Here is an 18943-nt window from a genome sequence, read left to right on the forward strand (position 1 = left end):
TCCATTGGGGGGGATCACCCAAGGGTGGTGCGGTGAGGCCCTGGGACGCCCTCGCTGGGCGCGCGCGAGGCGAGCGCGCGAGCCCTGCGAGCCAGCGACAAAGGCGACAGATCGGCCTCGCTGGGCTAAGGTGCGCCGGATCGTGAGCGAGCCCGTGCACCAGGATCATCAGGACGGCGGATCCAGCGGCCAATTTCGGACGCTCGGGACCCTCCCTGCGCTGGCGCTGGTGGCCGGCTCGATGCTCGGCATCGGCATCTTCATCAGCCCGCCGGAGGTCGCCGCCCACGTCAGCGGCTCGCTGCCCTTCATGCTCATGTGGCTGCTCGGCGGCCTCGCGGCGCTCTTTGGCGCGCTGAGCCTGGCCGAGCTCGGGGCGATGATGCCCCGGGACGGGGGCGACTACGCCTACCTGCGCCAGTCCTGGGGCCCCGGCGTGGCCTTCGCGGCTGGCTGGCTGCAGCTGCTGGCGATCTTCCCCGGCTCGCTGGCCTCGGTGGCGGTGGCCACCGCCAAGTACCAGCTGCCCACGCTGCTCGGCGAAGGCATGGCCGAGCCGCTGGCTGTCGGTGGCTTGAGCATCCCAGCCTCACACCTGTGGGCGGCGGTGATCATCATCGCCTTGACGGCCATCAACCACGTCGGGGTCAAGGTCTCGGGCGTGGTCCAGGTGCTCGTCACCTCGGTGCCGCTGGCGGTGCTGCTGATCACCAGCTTGATCGTGCTCCTGCACTACGAGCCCGCGGCGGGGGCGATCGAGGCGGCGCCGGGCATCGCTCCGGTCGAGCCGGGCGAGGAGCCCACGGCGCTCGCCCTGGCCCAGGCCTACCTGCCGGTCTACTTCGCCTACTCCGGCTGGAACGCGGCGATCTACGTGGGCGGCGAGATCAAGGATCCGGCGCGCAACCTGCCCCGGGCCCTGGTCGGCGGGACCGCGGCGGTCACCGGGCTCTACCTGATGCTCTGCGTGGGCTTCTTGGCCGTGTTCTCCCTCGAGGGCCTGGCCGGCGTCGGCGAGGCGGGCACGGCCGCGGCCCAGGCGATGTTCGGGCCGGTGGGCGTCACCGTGGTCACCGGGCTGATCGTCCTGGCGATGATCGGCTCGCTCAACGGCTCGGTGCTCACGGGCTCGCGGATCGCCTTCGCCATGGGCAAGCAAGGCGACTGCGCGCGGGCGGCCGGCGAGCTCCACCCGCGCTTTGCGACCCCGGTGATCGCGCTGTGGATGCAGTGCGGCATCGCCTTGGCCCTGCTCTTCCTCGACCTGGTGATCTTCGGCGACGGCCTCGACACGCTGATCGCCTACACCTCGAGCGCCATGTTGATCACCGGCACGCTCACGGTGCTCGCGGTCGTCATCTTGCGCCGGCGGATGCCGGACCTGCCCCGTCCCTACAAGACCTGGTTCTACCCGCTGCCCCCGGCGCTCTATGCCTTGTCGAGCGTGCTCGTGCTGGTCCTGCTCGCCCAGCAAGGCGATCCCTCGGTGTGGATCGCGGGCGGGTGGTTCGCCGGGGCGCTGCTCTTTTATCGGCTGTTTCGCAGCGCCGCGCCGGCGAGCCCCGACGCCGAGCGCGGTCGGGACGCCGCCGACGTGCTACCGTCGGGCCGATGACGCCTGCCCGGGTCGCCCCATTTTTTGTGGTCGGCGCGCTCGCGCTCGGAGCGTGCGCCAGCGAAGAGGGCATCGTCGAGGTCTACTGGGAGATCGAGAACGCCGAGCTCGAGCGCATCTTTCCCCAGGGCCTGCGCTCCGACAGCTGCGGCTTCGAGAGCGAGAGCGGGATCCGCTTCGACCTCGAGGTCCAGCTGACCATCGCCGAGAACAGCACGGCCTGCGCCGAGGGCTGGGACACCTCGGACTGCGCGGTCATCGAGCAGCTGAGCTTCGACTGCGCGCGCAGCCGGGGCACGGCCACGGCGGTGCCGATCTCGGCCTCGGGTGACGAGGACCCGGGCTATCTGATGTTCGCCGAGCTGACCATGAACCCCACGGACAGCGCGGCCTTCGTACCGATCGCCGCGTGCATGGCGGGCCCTGGCCCGCGTGTGCGTCGAGTCCTGCCCGGGCGGATCACCGACCTCGAGGTCTATCAGTTCGTGTTTCACGCCCTGGATCCGGGCAAGCAGGGCCTCGTCGACATCGACCTTTGTCGTGGCGACGACGAAGCTGATAGCATCGACACTGGCTCAACGGACAGCGAGACCAGCGGATGAAGCCCTCCATGCCCATCAAGAGCCGGTTGCGCATCTTCCTCACGTCCCTGGCCCTCGCTGGCCTGGGGGCACAGGTCGCCCTGGCGCCCGCGCCGGCTGCGGCGCACCTCGCCAAGTGGGGCAGCTGGGAGATCACGCACCGCAACCTGATGAAGCTCTTCCCCGACGCGGACCCCAACGCGTGGCGGATCAAGCGTTATCAGTACTCGGATAAAGAGGTGGCGGTGCTCGAGCGCGAGCTGGGCTTCGCCCTCTACCCCGAGGACAAGACCCCCGAGTTCTACGTGGCCCACGACAGCGAGGGCCGGTTTTTGGGCGTGGCGATCTTCATTGATCCGAGGACCAAACCAAAGGTCCTCGACGGTAGCGTGCTGACCCTCGAGGTCGGCGTCGGCGTTGACGCACGTGGGAAGATCGATCGCGTGCGGGTTTACGACTACCGCGGGGATCTCCGCCTGACCAAGCGTGAGTTCCTCTCGCAGCTCGAAGGTCGCGGCCTGGACTCGGAATTTCACATGGGGGAGGGCGGGTTGGTGCCAGTCTCGGGAGAGCCCGAGGAGAGCCAGCTCGTCGCCAACGCAGGCCGAGAGGCGCTGCTGCTCATGAAGGTCGCCCTCGGCAAGGGCTGAGGGCGCGACGCCCAGCGCCACCCGGCGGGCCGGGCCGAGTGAAGGGGCGAACTCGCCCCGCGCAGCCGCCCCGGATTACCGTACAATCGCAGAACCATCAGAGGCACTCACGGTGGATCAAGACGGACAGAAACGAGTTCTCATCGTCGACGACGACATCGACGTCCTCAAGTCGCTTCGGCGGCTCATCCAAGAGTACGCGGAGGTCACCGTCGCCCTGGGCGCCGAGGCTGCCCTCGAGCACATGGAGAAAGCCAACGCCGAGGACGGGACGGTCTATGACGTGGTCCTCGTCGACTTCAACATGAACGGCAAGAACGGGGCCTGGCTGCTCGAGCGCGTGCGCGAGAAGTACCCCGACTGCGAGCGGATGCTGCTCTCGGGCAGCTCGCAGTTCGACCTCAGCAACTTCATCACCCCGGGGCTCGTGAACCGCTTCCTCGAGAAGCCGCTCGACTTCGACGAGCTGATCGAGGCCCTCGGCGCCGAGGATTAGCGGCCGCTCGCGCCATGCCCCGGCACAACTTCGCGCGTCCGCGTGGGCGCCTGGTCGAGATCGAGATCGAGTCCGAGGCGCTGGCCCAAAACCAGCTGGGAGATCCGGCCACGCGGACCTGCGCGGTCTATCTCCCCCCCGGCTACGACGATCAGGCCGACGAGGGCGTCCCGCTCTTCGTCGGCCTGGCCGCCTTCGGGGGCAGCGGGCTCAAGCTGCTCAACTGGACGAGCTTCGGCGAGTCGTTGCCACAGCGCATCGACCGGCTGATCGCCGAGGGCGAGATGGGCCCGGTGGTCCTCGCTCTGCCCGACGGCTTCACCAGCCTCGGTGGCAACCAGTGGATCGACACCCCGGTGTTCGGGCGCTGGGAGGGCTTCGTCCTCGACGAGCTGATCCCCGCGCTCGAGGCCCGCTTCCACGTCAAGCCGGGGCCCGAGCACCGGGCGGTGTTCGGCCACTCCAGCGGTGGCTACGCCGCGTTGATCCACGCCATGAAGCACGGCGAGCGCTGGGGCGCCGTGGCCTCGCACAGCGGCGACGTCGGCTTCGAGCTGCTCTATGGTCGCGAGCTCCCCGGGGTGCTCACCACCCTGGCCGGCTTCGAGGGCGACCCGCAGCTCTTCCTCGACAAGCTGTGGGCCGGCGGCAAGATCCCCGGGCGGCACTTCAACACCTTGATGATGTTGGCCATGGCCGCGAGCTACGCCCCGGAGGAGGGCGCGCCGCTGGGCATCCGCTTGCCGGTGGATCCGGCGACCTGCGCCCGCGACGAGGCCCGCTGGGCCCGCTGGCTGGCACACGATCCCCTCGAGCTCGCCTCGCGCCGCGAGAGCGTGGCGGGGATGCGCTCGCTCGCCGGGCTCTACCTGGACTGTGGCTCGCGCGACGAGTACTTCATCCACTTCGGCACGCGGGCGCTGGTCCGCAAGCTCGTCGAGGCCGAGGTCGCCCACGTCTATCAAGAGTTCGATGGCGGCCACTCGGGGGTCAGCCATCGCCTCGATGTCTCGCTGCCTTACCTCTATCGCGCGCTGTGTTGAGCGGGCCGGCCGGCCGCCGGCCGCCTCGCCACCGCGTGTCCCACAAAAAGCCGAAGAGTCGCGCGCCGAGATGATCGATGCGCGGCATGCTCGGTACACCCTTGGGTGTGGAGCTTCCGGAGCCGCAGGCGGGGTACTTCGAACAAGTCCTCGCCAGCTACCGAGAGGGCATGGGCGAGCAGCTGCCGTGGATGCTCGTGGCCCTGCTCGGCACCGTGTTCCTGGGGACGCTGTGGAACGCGCTGGTCGCTCGCCGGCCCAAGATCTGGGCGGGTGAGCGCTGGCTGCGGCTGGCCATGGTCCTGGCCGTGGTCGCCTACGCCGTCGACGGGGCCATCGAGGTCGCGAGCTGCTTCGACGACGCCTACATCTCGCTGCGCTACGCCGACAACCTGGCCCACGGTCGCGGGCTGGTCTGGAACGCCGGCGAGCGGGTCGAGGGCTACAGCAATTTTTTGTGGACCGTGATGATCGCCGGGCTGATCCGGGTCACGGATCTCCAGGCGCCCGTGATCGCCGTGGTCATGGCGCTCGTCGCCTACGCGAGCAACCTGCTGGTGATCTGGCGGATCAGCCTGAAGATCGCGCCGCCGCGAGACCCCCGCGGCCTGAGCCTGCCGATCACCGTGCTGCTCCTGGCGATCCAGCCGACCTTCGTCGACTACGCGACCAGCGGGCTCGAGACCGGCTTCGCCAGCTTGTTGGTCAACCTCGGGGTGCTCGCGCTGATCCGTGCGCCGGGCCCCGTGGCTGGGGGGGAGCGCCAGCCGAGCAAGGACTGGGTGCAGTGGTCGCTGGCCGGGCTGTGCTGGATCCTGGCCACGCTGACTCGCCCGGACCACGCGATCTTCTACGCCGTGGGCTCGGCGGTGGTGTTTGCGATCTGGGTCGTGCCGGCCTGGCGCGGGCGCAGCGAGGGGCTCGCGGGGATCTGGCGCCAGGGTCTGCGGCCGATGGTCGGCTACGCCTTGCCCTTTTGCCTGTGGCTGCTGCACGCGGCCTGGAAGCTCAGCTACTACGGCGAGCTCCTGCCCAACACCTACTACGCCAAGTCGGCCTACCTCAGCTACTACGCCCAGGGCCTGATCTACGCCCTGAGCTTCCACCTCTCCAGCCAGATCTGGCTGGTGCTGCTGGCCGTGCCCGCGCTGTGGCTGGTCCGCCGGCCGAGCAACACCCCGGGTCGACGCTTCGCGGCCTTAGCGATCCCGGCGGTGCTCGGCTACGAGTTCTACGTGCTGAAGATCGGCGGCGACTTCATGTTCGGCCGCTTTTATATGTCGCTGCTGCCGCTGATCTTGCTGTCCGGTGAGCAGCTCGTGCACGAGCTGACCCGGTCGCGCACGCGCCTGCCCGAGGGCACGCGCGCGCCCCTGGGCCTCGCCGGCCTGGCGATCGCCGGCCTGCTCGCCGCGACGAGCGTGACCGTGCCCATGCACGAAGACCGCGAGGTCCGGTGGTTCATCGCCAACGAGGCCAACTTCTACCGGATCACCACCTGGGAGCCGCTGCGTGTCCGCGGCGTCAACTACCGCGACGGGCGCTACCTCGGGCGCATGCGCCAGGCGCTGGCCAGGCACGACCCCGCGCTGCCCGAGCCGATCATCGCGACGTCGGCGATCGGGCTGATCGGCTACCACTCGGGCCTGCCGCTGATCGATCGCCTCGGGCTCACGGACAGCTTCGTCGCCAACCAGGAGACCGGGAGGCGCGGGCGCCCGGGTCACGACAAGTGGGCGTCGCGCTCGTACCTCGACGCGCGGGGCGTGCACTTTCAGCGCGGCAACGCTCACCCTGGCTGGCTACAGCCCCACGCGCAGATCCGCTTTGGCCACCGCGGCTTTCACTGGTCGATCCTCCGCTACGACCGCGCGCTGATGCAGGGGATCCGCGAGAGCTACCCCAAGGCGCGCTTCACCGACGCCGAGGACGTGATCGACCAGTTCCTGCGCGAGCTCCCCGAGCACGGGCGCAGCTACGTCATGGTGCAGTCTCAGGTGCTCGACGACTGGTACTTCGAGCACAGCGAGGACCCCGTGCGCGAGCAGCTCTTCGAGCGCTACCTGGTGCTGGAGCGCCGCATGGGTCGCAGCCGCTTGACGAGCTCGGGGCGCTGGCGCCAGGAGCTGCGAGAGGCGGGCATCGATCCGGATCCGCCTCAGTTGTAGCGGGCCTCGTAGCTGATCTCCCAGCCCTGGCCGCTGGCCGCGGGGCGACGGTCGAGGATCTCGATCTGCGTGTCCTTGGCGCCCGCGAGCTCGAGGGCCGCGGGCATGAAGCCGCGCCAGGCACCGCACACCCAGCTGACCAGATCCTCGGGGACCTCGGTGATCCGCAGGGTGTAGCGGCCGGCCTCGCTGCTCACGTCCTCGAGGGTGCCGAAGTTGGCGTAGCTGCCCCAGACCCTGGGCACGAAGCGCAGGAACATGCGTGGGCTGCTGACCCACAAGAAGGCGCGGTAGACCGTGGTCAGATCCTGCTTGGCGGTCTCGATCGAGATCGTGGCCGTGAGCTCCTCGAGGTTGGTGTCGCCGAGGCGCTCGGCCCCCCGGCGCAGGGTGTGGATGAAGGGGCGGATCGGGTACCACTCCCCGGGGAGGACGCGGTCGGGCCAGCTCGGGTCGAGCTCGCGGGCGAACTCGGTGAATACGCCCTCGCCAAAGCGGGCCTCGAACCAGTTGCGCGTGCTCAGGGCGCCCGGCCCCTTGATGAGCTGCTCATCCGCCACCATGGCGAAGTGATGACACAGACCCGGCCGTCAGGCGAGGCCCTCGAGGTCCTCGGGGCGGTCGAGGTTCTCGAGCACGCCCGGGTCGTCGAGGGCGAGCTTGCGCCGCCGGGGCGCCCAGGCGGAGGAGCGCAGGAGATCGCGCAAGCTCGCCGTGGCCGGGTCGAGGGCGAGCAGGTCCGTGAAGGCCGCTCGCGGGAGCACGAGGGGGTGGCCCGAGCGGCCGGCGCAGCTCGGCTGCCAGCAGGCCTGGGGTTCGCCGGCGAAGGCCGCGAGCAGCTTCTGGACGCTCTGTGGGCGCACGCGTGGGCGCTCGACGTGGTGAACCAGGAGGCCGTCGAGGCCGTCGAGCCCCGGCCCATCGGCGGCCGCCTGCTCCAGGGCCGCGCGCAGGCCGGCCTGGAGGCTCGAGAGTGGGCCGCGCGGCCAGTCGGGGTTGTGGACCCAGCGGACATCCGGGCGCGGGCCGACGCGCTCGCGCAGGGCGTGGGCGCCCTCGACCACGAGCAGCGGCTGGCACCCGCCGGCAGCCAGCAGGGCCAGGCCGTGGTCGAGGAAGCTGCGGCCGGCCAACTGGACGAGGGCCTTGGGGCCGCCCATGCGCCGGCCCTCGCCGGCCGCCAAGATCAGCCCTGCGACTCGCACTCGCGCTCGACCTCGACGCGCAGCTGGGGGAAGACCTTGGCGACCTTGGCCAGCAGGTAGTCGCCGTAGCTGCCCTGGAGCTCGTGGACGCTGGCGCGATCCCAGCGGTCGGCGCGGTCGACCTCGACGTCGACGCGGGGGCGCTCGTCGATGGCGTGGACGTGGGCGTCGAAGCCGGGATCGAAGAAGAAGGGGAAGGACAGGCGACCGCGCCCGCGACCGGTGGCGTCGGCGCTCGCGTCCGAGTCTGGATCTGCGAGGTAGCGGACGCGGTGCGGGGTCGAGCGGTAGCGGCCCCCGGTCACGCGGTCGAGCATGTCGCCGATGTTGCACACGAAGGCGCCGGGGACCGGCGGCGCGCAGATCCAGCGCCCGCCGCTGCGCACCTCCAGGCCGCCGGCCTCGTCCTGGGCGAGGATCGTCAGCAGGCCGTAGTCGGTGTGCTCGCCCACGCTCCACGAGCCAGCGGCGTGGGTCCCTGCGTCCATCGCCGGGTAGTGGAAGATCCGAAACAAGATCAGCGGGTCGGCGGTGTAGCGCGCCCGAAAGTAGTCGGCCGGGAGCGCGAGGCTGCGGGCGATGGCGGCCATCAGCCGGTGGCCGAGGGCGGTCATGCGCTCGAGGTAGTCGAGCACGGCGGGGCGCAGCGCGGGCGGCTCGGCGGGGAAGAGGTTGGCCCCGTGCATGGGCAGGCCAGCGCGGACCCGGGGATCGTCGGGGCCGAGCTCGGCGCCAAAGTAGAGCCCCTCTTTGATGTCCGGGCGCCCCGAGGTCAGCTCGGCGCCGACGGGGAAGTAGCCGCGCCAGGCCCGGCCGCCGCGGGCCATGGCGATCTCGAGCTTGCGCGCCTCGGGCAGGCCGAAGAAGGCCCGGCTGGCGCGCTCGAGGGCGTCGAGCGAGCGCTGCGGGACGCCGTGCGCGACGACATAGAAGAAGCCGGTGTGCTCGCAGGCGCGGCGCAGCTCGGCGAGGGCCCGGGCCGAGGGCTCGCCGCCGGCCTCGATGGCGGCGAGATCGATCTGCGGGAGCGCGTCGGCCACGGCTCCAAGATACGAAAAACGCGGCGGGCGAGTCACTCGCCAGCCGCGTCTTTTTGCGAAGGGGCGCGAAAGGGATCGCGCTACTTGGCGCTGGCGACCTGGGTGTCGGCCGCGTCGATGGCCTCGAAGAGCTCGCGGATCGTCGTGGCCTTGGCGGGGTCGATGAAGAGCAGCTGCTCGGGCACGCCGACGCCGACGCTGCCGCGCTTGGCGTCGAAGCGCAGGGACATGGCGGCCTCACCCTCGAGGTCGAGCTTGCGCAGCTTGGCCAGGGAGCTCTTGGCGGCCTTGCGCTCGGGCTCGGAGCTATCGGGGGAGGTGGCGACGACGGTGAGCGCGAGCTCGGCGAGCTCGGCGGGGTCGAGGGCGGCGCAGAGCTGGCAGCCGCCGGTCAGCGCGCGGGCGAGGGCGAGGCCGCCGCCCGACTCGAGCCCGGCGTCCGAGGCCTTGGTCAGGCGCCGGCCGAGGGTCGACAAGAAGCGCTTTTGGCCGGCGCCCATGGCCACGAAGAGCTTGCCCTCGGCGACGATCACCGAGACCTCGAGCTTGGGCTTTTGGCCGATGAACCAGCTGATCTCGTCGACGTCGTCGTGCATGCTCTTGGGCACGGTGACCGTGAACAGGTCGCCCTTGAACTTGCCGGCCTTGGAGCCGCCCTGCTTGAAGGCGACCGAGTACTTGTAGTCGGGGTTCGAGCCGACCAGGGCGATGTGGCCCTCGATGGTCTTTTGCGCGGCGCCAAACACCTCGCGCAGCGCGGCCTGGGCCTGGGCCTCGTCCTCGACCTCGGCGGCGAAGACCACGGTCATCTGACCCTTGTCGTCGAGGTAGGGCGCGACCAGGATCTCCTTGGTGATCGCGTCGAGGGACTTGTGCACGCCGGCGAGGAGCTGGCTGGCGTAGGCGTCGAAGGGCGCGGGCACCTGGTCGACGGGGAGGTTGTCGAGCATCTTGTGGAGCAGGGCCGGGTCGCCCCAGGGCATCAGCCACACGCCCATGGCGTCGGGGGGCAGGGTCTTGGCCAGCGCGCTCTCGGCCTGCGCGGCGGGTCCGATGGGGTCGAGGCCCAGGCGCTCGAAGGGGGCGTCGGCGATGGCCACGGCCGTGAGCGCGCGGTCCGTGCCAAAGTCGGCGTGCAGCTCGACGGCCTCGAGCTCGTTGATCACGCTGCTCAGGGCCTGGCCGGGCGCGCCGTAGAGGGGGATCAGATCGCTGATGTCGATGTCACCCGTGGGCAGGTTGGAGACGCGGAGGTTGAAGCGCGGCTGGGCGGGCGCCTTGGCGGGCAGGCTGCTCGCGCGGCCGAGGCTCTCCATGCTCGTCGCCAGCTCGATCGACGCGCTCTGGGTGCGGAAGAACACCTCGACGTCGTCCTCGACCAGCTGCCACAGGCCCTGGCCGACGGGCTGGGGCTGGGCCTCGGAGGGCAGGCTCTCGATCATCCGGGTCGGGTCGATGGCGGCGATGCTCAAGGCGGCGTCGATGTCCGCGTCGGTCGCGTGGGGCTGGCCCTCGTGGGGGAAGGCGAACTCGAAGGCGTGCACTCCGCCGAGGTCCAGGCTCTCGAAGAAGCCCGGGGCGAAGCCTGCCTGGATCAGGCTGACGGAGACCAGGTCGGTCAGGTTGATCGCCGGCATGCCCGGGTCGGGCGGCGACCAGATGTTCATCAGCTGGCTGGCGCCGTCGAGGATGTCGCCGAGGCCGCTGAGGCTGCCCGAGGTCTGGAGCATCTCCACGGGGGGGCGCTGCACGGGCTGCCCCTCGCCCTCCTGGCCGGGGCGGGCGCGCGCGTCATCTTGCTGCGCGTTGGGATCGGCGACGCTGACGTTGGTGTTCTTGGTCTTGCAGCCGATGGACGGGGTCAGCAGCAGGACCGCGCTCAGGGCCAGGGGGGACGCGATGACTCGGCGCGAAGGCATGGCGGCCAATATAGCCGCTTTTTGTGGTAGGAGCCGGGCATGGCCAGGCGCGCCTCGCTCTTCGTCCTCGCCTGCACGCTCGCGGGCTGCTACCTGTTCAGCGACGAGCCGAAGGCCCGCAAGCAGGCGGATTCAGGCGCTGAAAAACACGCGGGCGAGGAAGCGGCGCTTGCAGGAGACGAGGGCGAGGGAGCCCCGGGGCTCCCCGCAGACTCGGGCCAAGACGGCGAGCTGGTCGGTGACTGCCCGGACTTCCTGACTGGCACCGAGACCCGGACGCGCACGATCACCAGCGCGTGCGAGGGCGTGCGTGTCCGTGGCCAATACCGCATCGACGGCGGCGAGCTGATCCTCGCAGCTGGCGTGACCCTGCACTTCGAAGCTGGGGCGGTGCTCGAGGTCGGGCGCAGCCGGCCGGGGCGGCTCGAGGTCCAGGGCAGCGCCGAGCAGCCCGTGCGCATGGTGGCCGCTGCGTCCGAAGAGAGCGAGGGCGAAGCGGGCGAGGGCGAAGCGGGCGAGGTGCGCTGGCAGGGGCTGCGCCTGTTCGCCCAGGCCGGGGGCTCGAGCCTCTCGCACCTCGAGATCGCCGGCGCCGGCGGTCCGGAGGGGCCGGCCCTCGAGATCACCGGCGAGGGCGTGAGCGCCGAGGAGCTGCGGATCGCAGCGGTCGTCGGTGGCCCGGCCGTGGAGCTCGCGCTCTCCGGCGAGCTGGACATCGTCGATCTCACCCTCGCCGGCGGCGGCACGCCGCTGCGGAGCACGCCCGCTGCCCTCGGCGGCCTGCGGGGGCTCCACCTCGACGAGGGCGCCGCCGTGGCGGTGCGCGCAGGCGAGATCCGCCGGACCGTCGAGTGGTCGCCGGGCCGCTATGAAGTCGAGGGGGTCGTGCGCGTCGAGGGGGACCTCGATCGCCCCGCGGGCCTGAGCCTGTCACCGGGGACGGTGCTCGAGTTCAGCCCCGGCGCGCGCGTGGTCCTCGGTGGCCTCGGCCCGGGCTCGCTCAGCGCCCGCGCCGACCTCGACTTCGAAGCCGGCCCGCCGGGCGTCGAGGCCCCCGAGGGTCTGCGAGAGGGCGGCGCGGTGATCTTGCGCGGGGCCGTCCCCGACGGCGGCGGCCCGGTGCCCGCCGGCGCCTGGGCGGGCATCCACGTCCGGGATCACGGCGCGCTGACCCTCGAGGGGGTCGAGCTCGCCCACGGAGGCGAGCGCGACGAGGGGGTGATCCTCGCCGAGGGTGACGCCCACGTGCGCCTCGAGGGCTGCGAGCTCCACGACGACCTCGTCGGCGTCGAGCTGCGCGGCGCCTCGGTCAGCGTCGAGGCCTTCGCCGCTAACCGCTTCGTCGACGTCCCCGTGGCCCTGCGCCTCGCCCCCGAGCAGCTCGGCACCCTGGCCGCGGACAACATTTACGACGAGCACACGCAGATCGAGCTGAGCCGCGGGCGGATCGAGCACGACACCAAGTGGGCCCGACAAGACGCGCCGATCTTCGTGCGCGGCGACGTCTTCGTCGACAAGGGCGCGGGCCTGACCGTGGCCCCGGGCACGCGGCTGCGCTTCGCCGCCGGCGTGGTCCTGGGCGTCGGCTACTACGAGCGCGGGGCCCTGGCGATGCGCGGGACGATCGACGCGCCGATCATCCTCGAGCCCGCCGAGGCCGGTCAGCGCTGGGTGGGCGTCGTGCTCGGCGACCACACCCGCGACACGCACCTCGAGCACGTGCACCTGCGCGGGACCAGCGGGGCGGCCGGCGTCGAGGCCCGCGACGCCGCCGAGGCCACCTTGGTGAAGGTCGACTGCGCCAGCTGTGCCGGGGCCAGCGTGCGCTGGGCCTGCGCCTCGAAGGTCGGGAACATCGGCGTCAGCGCCAGCGAGGGCACGCCGACCGCGATGCTGGCGCCGACCGGCTGCAAGTAGCGGGCGTTCGCGCTCACGGCCAAGCCGACCTCGCGCTAAATCAACCCCAACCCCAACGAGAACCAAAACAAAGAGGGCGACCCGAAGGCCGCCCTCTCGCTGGCAGTTTGCGCCTCGACCCGGGCTCAGTTGCCCTTGGCCTCGCGGTGCTTCTTGATCAGATCCTCCTGGATCTGCGCGGGCACCTTGTCGTAGTGCGCGAACTCCATGGTGAACTCGGCCTTACCCTGGGTGGCCGAGCGCAGCTCGGTGGAGTAGCCGAACATCTCCGAGAGCGGGACGTGGGCGTCGATCACGGTGCTGCCGTGGTGGCTCTCGGAGCCGACGATGGTGCCGCGGCGGCGGATCAGGGTGGTCTGCATGCCGCCCTGGAACTCCTCCGGGCCCTCGACCTGGACCTTCATGATCGGCTCCATGATCACCGGGCCGGCCTTGTTCATGGCCTCCTTGAAGGCCGCGCGGGCGGCGATCTGGAAGGCCATGTCGCTCGAGTCGACCTGGTGAGACTGGCCGTCGTTGAGCTCCATCTCGACGCCGGTCACCGGCGCCTCGATGAGCACGCCCTTGTCCATCGAGTCCTTGAAGCCCTTGTCACACGAGGGGATGTACTCGCGGGGGATGGCGCCGCCGGTGATCTTGTCGTTGAAGCGGTAGTGGGGGTCGCCCTCGGTCTCCTGATCGATGGGGCGCATCACGCCGGCCACGCGGCCGTACTGACCGGAGCCACCGGTCTGCTTCTTGTGCGTGTAGTTGTAGGGGGTCTCGCGGGTCACGGTCTCGCGGTAGGCCACCTGCGGCTCACCGACGATGGTGTCGACCTTGTACTCGCGGCGCATGCGCTCGATGTAGACCTCGAGGTGGAGCTCACCCATGCCCGAGATGATGGTCTCGTTGGACTCCTCGTCGCGGTGGACGCGGAAGGTGGGGTCCTCCTTGGAGAAGCGGTTGAGCGCCTTGGAGAAGTTGGTCTGGCTGCCCTTGTCCTTGGGCTGGAGCGAGTAGCTGATGACCGGCTCGGGCACGTGCATCGACTGCATCGAGTAGCGCACGTTGCCGTCGGTGAAGGTGTCACCGGAGGCGCAGTCGATGCCGAACATCGCGACGATGTCGCCGGCGTAGGCCTCGTCGATGTCCTCCATCTTGTCGGAGTGCATCCGCACCAGGCGACCGAGCTTGTGCTTCTTGTTGGTCTTCTGGTTGAAGATGAACTCGCCCTTCTTGAGCGTGCCCTGGTAGATGCGGGTGTAGGTCAGCTGACCATACTTGCCGTCCTCGAGCTTGAACGCCAGGCAGACGAGGGGCTTGCCCGGATCGGAGTAGAGCATCACCTTCTCCTCGTCGTTGTCGAGGTCGAAGGCTTCGTTGTCGATCTCGTTGGGCGCGGGCAGGTAGGACATGACCGCGTCGAGCAGGACCTGGACGCCCTTGTTCTTGTAGGCCGAGCCGCAGAACACGGGGGTCATGCCCAGCGACAAGGTCGCCTTGCGGATGACGGGCTCCATCTCCTCGGCGCTGACCTCTTCCTCGCCGAGGAACTTCTCCATGATGTCGTCATCGAAGTCGCCCAGCGCCTCGACGAGCTTGGCGCGGTACTCCTCGACGTCATCCTTGAGCGCCTCGGGGCACTCCTCGACGCGGATGTTCTCGCCGTTGTCGCCGTCGAAGTAGTAGGCCTTGCGCGTGCGCAGGTCGACGACGCCCTCGTGCTGATCCTCGGCACCGATGGGGTAGGTGACGAGCACGGCGTTGTGGTGCAGCTTCTCGCGCAGCTGCTTGGTGACGTTGAAGGCGTCGGCGCCGGCGCGGTCCATCTTGTTGATGAAGGCCAGGCGGGGGACGTTGTAGCGACGCATCTGGCGGTCGACGGTGATCGACTGCGACTGCACGCCGGACACGGAGCAGAGCACCAAGATGGCGCCGTCGAGCACGCTCAGCGCGCGCTCGACCTCGACGGTGAAGTCGACGTGTCCGGGGGTGTCGATGATGTTGACGTCGTACTCTTTCCACTGGACCGCGGTCGCGGCCGACTGAATCGTAATGCCGCGCTCGCGCTCGAGCTCCATCGAGTCCATCGTCGCGCCGACGCCGGACTTGCCCTTGACCTCCTCGATCTTGTGGATGCGGCCCGTGTAAAACAGGATGCGCTCCGTGAGAGTGGTCTTGCCCGAGTCGATGTGGGCCGAGATTCCGATATTGCGAACTTTGGCGAGGTCCATGGCGTGTGCCTACGTGACGGTTGAGTGTGCGGAATGAAAATGGCGGGGCTTCAGGCCCCGCGGACGCGCGGAGGATGCCACAGCATCCGCAAGGCAAAAGTGGATCGGGGTGGGAGCGACGTGAGCGAGCCCTCGCGGGCATCCAGAGGATGTGGCGCAGTCTCCGCGCCGCAGTCTCCGCGCCGCCGCGAGGGCCGGCGGTCAGCGGATCTGCGCCCAGCGCTCGATGACGCCCTCGACGGTGAATCCGAACTTCTCGGCCAGGACCTCGGCGGGCGCAGACGCGCCAAAGTGGTCGATCCCGTGGACATGGTCGGCGTAGCGCTCCCAGCCCAGGGTCGAGCCGGCCTCCACAGCCAGGTGGCGCTCGCGGCCGACGCTGGGCGGGAGCACCGACTCGCGGTACGCGGCGTCCTGCTCGGCGAAGGCCTCCCAGCAGGGCATGGAGACCACGCGGATGCGCTCGCCCTGCTCGGCCAGGCGCAGCGCGGCCTCGCGGGCCAGGGCGAGCTCGGAGCCGGTGGCGATGAAGATGCCGTCGAGATCCCCCTCGCCGGCGGGGTCGAGGAGCACGTAGGCCCCACGCGCGACGTCCTCGGCGCGGCTCTCGGCCAGGGTCGGGAGGTTTTGGCGGGTGAGCAGCAGCGCCGTCGGCCCGTGCTTGCGCTCCATGGCCAGGCGCCAGGCGCCGAGGGTCTCGTGGGCGTCGCCGGGGCGGATCACGTAGAGGTTGGGGATCAGCCGCAGGCTCATGGCGTGCTCGATCGGCTGGTGCGTGGGGCCGTCCTCACCGAGCCAGAAGCTGTCGTGGGTGAGCACGTGGACCACCGGCAGGTTCATGAGTGCGGCCAGGCGCACGGCGCCGCGCATGAAGTCCGAGAACACCAAGAAGGTGGCGTCGAAGGGGCGCACGCCGCCGTGCAGGGCCATGCCGTTGCAGACCCCGGCCATGCCGTGCTCGCGCACGCCGAAGTGGAGGTTGCGGCCCTCGGGGTGCGCCGCGCTCTGCCCGGGGGTGTCGGGGAGCAGCACGCCGTTGGAGCCGGCGAGGTCCGCCGAGCCGCCGAGCAGCGTGGGGTGGTTGGCGGCGAGCTTGGACAGGATCTTGTGCGAGGCCTTGCGCGACGCGATCGCCCCGCCGACCTCGAAGCCCTCGAGCAGCGCGTCGAAGCCCGCGAAGGTCTGGGAGGGGAGCTCGCCGGCGATCAGCAAGGCGAGCTCGGCCGCGAGCTCGGGGTGGGCCTCGCGGTAGGCGATCAGCCGCGCGTCCCAGTCCTCGCGGTTTTGGGCGTGCTCGGGCATCTGCTCGCCCAGGGCGTAGCGCAGGTCCTCGGGCACATGGAAAGGATCGGCCGGCCAGCCCATGGCCTCCTTGGTCGCCGCGACCTCGTCGGCGCCGAGCGGGGCGCCGTGCGAGGCCGAGGTGTTGGCCTTGTTGGGCGAGCCCTTGGCGATGGTCGTGCGGCAGCAGATCAGGCTGGGCCGGCGCTCGTCGTCGCGGGCCGACGCGATCGCCTCGCGGATCGAGGGGTGGTCGTGGCCGTCGATGCGCTGCACGTGCCAGCCGTAGGCCTCGAAGCGCTTGGCCACGTCCTCGCCGAAGGAGATGTCCGTGGCCCCGTCGATGGAGATGTGGTTGTCGTCGTAGAGGTAGATCAGCTTGCCCAGGCCCAGGTGCCCGGCCAGGCTCGCCGCCTCGGCCGCGATGCCCTCCATGAGGTCGCCGTCGCTGACGACCCCGAAGGTCATGTGGTCGATGATCCGGTGCTTGGGCTTGTTGTAGCGCGCGGCCAAGAAGCGCTCGGCCAGGGCCATGCCCACGCCCGCGGCGAAGCCCGAGCCCAGCGGCCCCGTGGTCACGTCGACGCCCGGGGTGTGCCCGTACTCCGGGTGCCCGGCCGTCTTCGAGCCCCACTGGCGGAAGTTCTGGAGCTCGCTCATCGGCAGGTCGTAGCCGGTGAGGTGGAGCAGGCTGTAGAGCAGCATCGAGCCGTGGCCGGCCGAGAGCACGAAGCGGTCGCGGTCGAACCACTGCGGGTCCGAGGGATCGTGGACCAAGAACTCGGTCCACAGCACCGTGGCAAGATCCGCGCAGCCCATGGGCATGCCGGGGTGCCCGGAGTTGGCCTTCTGCACCGCGTCCATGGTCAGGCCCTTGATGGTCTTGACCATCAGCTCGGCGGCGTTGAAGTCGATGCTGCGGGGGCGAGCGGTCGCGCGGGTGGCCATGGGCGCGTGCTATCACGGCGCGGCCGACCCCCCAAGGGGGAGCGCCGCGACCGCGCGGACGCGGCGGCCTGCGGGGGGCAGCGGCCAAAACAGTGAGGCTGCTCGCTGGCTACTTTGCGCAGGCCCCCGGGGTCCTCGGCGCCGCGGGCTGGAGATCTCGGCCGGGGCATAGCACCCTTCGGCCATGCGCATCTGCATCCTCGGCGCCACGGGCCTCGTCGGCCGCGAGCTGCTCACCCTCCTCGATCGCGCCTGGCCCGGAGCCGAGCGCGTGCTCTATGCCAGCCGGGATCAGACCCTGGAGCACGGCGGCGAGAGCTTCGCGGTCCACGCGGCCGCCAAGCTCGAGACCGAGGACGCGCCCCGAGGCGATCTGGCCTTCGTCGCCCTCGACGACCAGTACAGCGCCCGCTACTGCCCGCGCCTCGTCGACCTCGGCTACCGGGTGATCGACAAGAGCAACACCTACCGCATGGACCCCGACGTCCCCCTGGTCGTCGCCGGCGTCAACCACCGCCGCGTCGACGACTCGGTCAGCCTGATCGCCAACCCCAACTGCACCACCATCCCCCTGACCTTGGCCCTCGAGCCCCTGCGCGCGCGCTTCGGCTTGGGTGAGGTCACGGTCAGCAGCTACCAGGCGATCTCCGGGGCCGGGGTCGCCGCGCTCGACGACTTCATCGCCCAGACCGCCGCCGGCTTCGCCGCCATGGCCGAGTCGGGGGATCGCCTGGGCGAGGGCCTGGACGCCGCCAACTACCCCGGCAACACCGTCCCCCACGCCGGCAAGACCGACGACTCGGGCTTCTCCTCCGAGGAGCGCAAGCTGATCAACGAGAGCCGCAAGATCCTCGAGCTCCCCGAGCTCGGCATCGGCGCCCAGTGCTGTCGCGTGCCCGTGACCGTGGGCCACTACGAGAACGTCTGGCTCGAGCTGCGCGAGCCGACCACCGCCGAGGCGATCGCCGAGGTCCTCCGCGTCGCGCCCTTCGTCAGCTACCTGCCCGGGGCCGAGGGCGCCGAGCTGACGGCGCTGGCCACCTTGAAGCGCCGGGACAGCGCCCTGGTCGGGCGCCTGCGCCGGGACAACCGCGACCAGGACGGGCGGCGCTGGTGCCTGACCGTCGCCGCCGACAACCTGCGCCTGGGCGCGGCGACCAACGCCGTGCGGGCGGGGTCGGCCTGGTTTGGGGGGGAAGACCCCTCGCTACGCGTGTGAGGGGGAAAGAAGGCCCCGCCAAGGAGAACGCACCGGGATTGACGACCAGTTGCGGTACTCCCCGCTCCCCATGACGGGGCCAAGCTGGTGCGTTGTCGGGGCTGACCGGGCGCGCTCGTGGGAGGAGCTCAGTTGGGCCCTCGCGGAGGCAGCGGAGGTTGGCGAATGCGGTGCGGAGCCGTTGGCGCCGTCCGCTGGCGTCCACTCGAGATGTTGCTGCGCGCAGGCGGCTGGGGCTTGGGGGGACTCGGAGGGCTTGGGACAGCATCCGTCAAGATCTGGGTCGCGCCGGCCCTGCAAAAGAACATGGTCTTGACGCCGTCGAGGTGCTCGAAGTCGCTGTCGTCTTCATCCTCGTCCTCCATGTGTGTCGCGGGCTCCTCGAAGATCCCCGGGGGAGGGGGCTCGAACATGGTGTGTTCTTCGACTGCGGGGGCCGGCGGCGGCAGAGGTGCGGACGCGGTCGGCTCGGCGCTCGGGACTTGTGCGGATCGTGGGGGGACGAAGGCTGGCTGTTGGTGGCCTTGGGCCTCGGCAGAGGTCAGCGGCTCGGGAGGGGGGCGCCATAGCCTCCAGGCGAACAAAAAGAGCAGGGCTGCGAGTGTCTCTCCAACGAGGAGAATGATGATGCTGGTGGCGGTCATG

At 70.4% G+C, this 18943-nt stretch carries 15 protein-coding genes; 8 read left to right on the forward strand and 7 right to left on the reverse strand.

Annotated elements, in window-relative coordinates; translation table 11 throughout:
- The first annotated feature begins 142 nt into the window (after positions 1-142).
- From G6O69_RS17325 to G6O69_RS17350, 6 genes are all read left to right on the forward strand, one after another.
- Positions 143-1615: an amino acid permease gene (locus G6O69_RS17325; RefSeq protein ID WP_172304607.1), complete on the forward strand. Its 1473-nt coding sequence runs from the start codon at positions 143-145 to the stop codon at positions 1613-1615.
- Positions 1612-2217, forward strand: a complete 606-nt coding sequence (locus tag G6O69_RS17330) for a hypothetical protein (protein ID WP_172304608.1) — start codon at positions 1612-1614, stop codon at positions 2215-2217. The genes G6O69_RS17325 and G6O69_RS17330 overlap by 4 nt, the downstream gene beginning before the upstream one ends.
- An 8-nt stretch (positions 2218-2225) precedes the next feature.
- Positions 2226-2846 (forward strand): hypothetical protein, encoded by a 621-nt coding sequence (locus G6O69_RS17335; protein ID WP_172304609.1) that lies wholly within the window; start codon positions 2226-2228, stop codon positions 2844-2846.
- 112 nt (positions 2847-2958) lie between these two features.
- Positions 2959-3342, forward strand: coding sequence for a response regulator (locus G6O69_RS17340; protein ID WP_172304610.1), 384 nt, complete (start codon positions 2959-2961; stop codon positions 3340-3342).
- 14 nt (positions 3343-3356) lie between these two features.
- Positions 3357-4385, forward strand: coding sequence for an alpha/beta hydrolase-fold protein (locus tag G6O69_RS17345; RefSeq protein WP_172304611.1), 1029 nt, complete (start codon positions 3357-3359; stop codon positions 4383-4385).
- A gap of 86 nt (positions 4386-4471) precedes the next feature.
- Positions 4472-6553: a hypothetical protein gene (locus tag G6O69_RS17350; RefSeq protein WP_176396907.1), complete on the forward strand. Its 2082-nt coding sequence runs from the start codon at positions 4472-4474 to the stop codon at positions 6551-6553.
- Here the strand turns inward: G6O69_RS17350 and G6O69_RS17355 are convergent.
- From G6O69_RS17355 to G6O69_RS17370, 4 genes are all read right to left on the reverse strand, one after another.
- The gene (locus G6O69_RS17355; protein ID WP_172304613.1) at positions 6544-7116 is read right to left on the reverse strand and encodes a hypothetical protein; all 573 of its coding nucleotides are present in this window, start codon (positions 7114-7116) and stop codon (positions 6544-6546) included. The genes G6O69_RS17350 and G6O69_RS17355 overlap by 10 nt on opposite strands.
- A gap of 27 nt (positions 7117-7143) precedes the next feature.
- Entirely contained in the window at positions 7144-7758 is a 615-nt protein-coding gene (locus tag G6O69_RS17360) for a nucleotidyltransferase family protein (RefSeq protein ID WP_172304614.1), read from the reverse strand.
- Positions 7740-8798 (reverse strand): isopenicillin N synthase family oxygenase, encoded by a 1059-nt coding sequence (locus tag G6O69_RS42225; RefSeq protein WP_172304615.1) that lies wholly within the window; start codon positions 8796-8798, stop codon positions 7740-7742. Before G6O69_RS42225 ends, G6O69_RS17360 begins: the two co-directional genes overlap by 19 nt.
- An 80-nt stretch (positions 8799-8878) precedes the next feature.
- Positions 8879-10717: a hypothetical protein gene (locus G6O69_RS17370; protein ID WP_172304616.1), complete on the reverse strand. Its 1839-nt coding sequence runs from the start codon at positions 10715-10717 to the stop codon at positions 8879-8881.
- A 39-nt stretch (positions 10718-10756) separates the two neighbouring features.
- Here G6O69_RS17370 and G6O69_RS17375 point away from each other — a divergent pair, with 39 nt between their 5' ends.
- The gene (locus G6O69_RS17375; RefSeq protein ID WP_172304617.1) at positions 10757-12634 is read left to right on the forward strand and encodes a hypothetical protein; all 1878 of its coding nucleotides are present in this window, start codon (positions 10757-10759) and stop codon (positions 12632-12634) included.
- Positions 12635-12759: 125 nt separating this feature from the next.
- Here the strand turns inward: G6O69_RS17375 and fusA are convergent, their stop codons facing one another.
- On the reverse strand, positions 12760-14850 hold the full coding sequence (fusA, locus tag G6O69_RS17380) for an elongation factor G (RefSeq protein WP_172304618.1): 2091 nt from the start codon (positions 14848-14850) through the stop codon (positions 12760-12762).
- A 201-nt stretch (positions 14851-15051) separates the two neighbouring features.
- Complete coding sequence (tkt, locus tag G6O69_RS17385; protein ID WP_172304619.1) at positions 15052-17079, reverse strand: transketolase; 2028 nt, start codon at positions 17077-17079, stop codon at positions 15052-15054.
- 184 nt (positions 17080-17263) lie between these two features.
- Here tkt and G6O69_RS17390 point away from each other — a divergent pair, with 184 nt between their 5' ends.
- The gene (locus G6O69_RS17390; protein ID WP_172304620.1) at positions 17264-18298 is read left to right on the forward strand and encodes an aspartate-semialdehyde dehydrogenase; all 1035 of its coding nucleotides are present in this window, start codon (positions 17264-17266) and stop codon (positions 18296-18298) included.
- A gap of 128 nt (positions 18299-18426) precedes the next feature.
- On the opposite strand, the gene G6O69_RS17395 is transcribed toward G6O69_RS17390, so the two are convergent.
- Positions 18427-18942, reverse strand: coding sequence for a hypothetical protein (locus tag G6O69_RS17395; RefSeq protein WP_176396908.1), 516 nt, complete (start codon positions 18940-18942; stop codon positions 18427-18429).
- Position 18943 lies beyond the last annotated feature (1 nt).

The organism is Pseudenhygromyxa sp. WMMC2535 (genome assembly GCF_011083025.2).

Excerpts from the sequence above, each read along its gene's own strand:
- G6O69_RS17330 (WP_172304608.1), top strand. The coding sequence starts at position 1,612 with ATGACGCCTGCCCGGGTCGCCCCATTTTTTGTGGTCGGCGCGCTCGCG.
- G6O69_RS17335 (WP_172304609.1), top strand. The coding sequence starts at position 2,226 with ATGCCCATCAAGAGCCGGTTGCGCATCTTCCTCACGTCCCTGGCCCTC.
- G6O69_RS17345 (WP_172304611.1), top strand. The coding sequence starts at position 3,357 with ATGCCCCGGCACAACTTCGCGCGTCCGCGTGGGCGCCTGGTCGAGATC.
- G6O69_RS17350 (WP_176396907.1), top strand. The coding sequence starts at position 4,472 with ATGCTCGGTACACCCTTGGGTGTGGAGCTTCCGGAGCCGCAGGCGGGG.
- G6O69_RS17355 (WP_172304613.1), bottom strand. The coding sequence starts at position 7,116 with ATGGTGGCGGATGAGCAGCTCATCAAGGGGCCGGGCGCCCTGAGCACG.
- G6O69_RS17370 (WP_172304616.1), bottom strand. The coding sequence starts at position 10,717 with ATGCCTTCGCGCCGAGTCATCGCGTCCCCCCTGGCCCTGAGCGCGGTC.
- G6O69_RS17375 (WP_172304617.1), top strand. The coding sequence starts at position 10,757 with ATGGCCAGGCGCGCCTCGCTCTTCGTCCTCGCCTGCACGCTCGCGGGC.
- fusA (WP_172304618.1), bottom strand. The coding sequence starts at position 14,850 with ATGGACCTCGCCAAAGTTCGCAATATCGGAATCTCGGCCCACATCGAC.
- tkt (WP_172304619.1), bottom strand. The coding sequence starts at position 17,079 with ATGGCCACCCGCGCGACCGCTCGCCCCCGCAGCATCGACTTCAACGCC.
- G6O69_RS17390 (WP_172304620.1), top strand. The coding sequence starts at position 17,264 with ATGCGCATCTGCATCCTCGGCGCCACGGGCCTCGTCGGCCGCGAGCTG.
- G6O69_RS17395 (WP_176396908.1), bottom strand. The coding sequence starts at position 18,942 with ATGACCGCCACCAGCATCATCATTCTCCTCGTTGGAGAGACACTCGCA.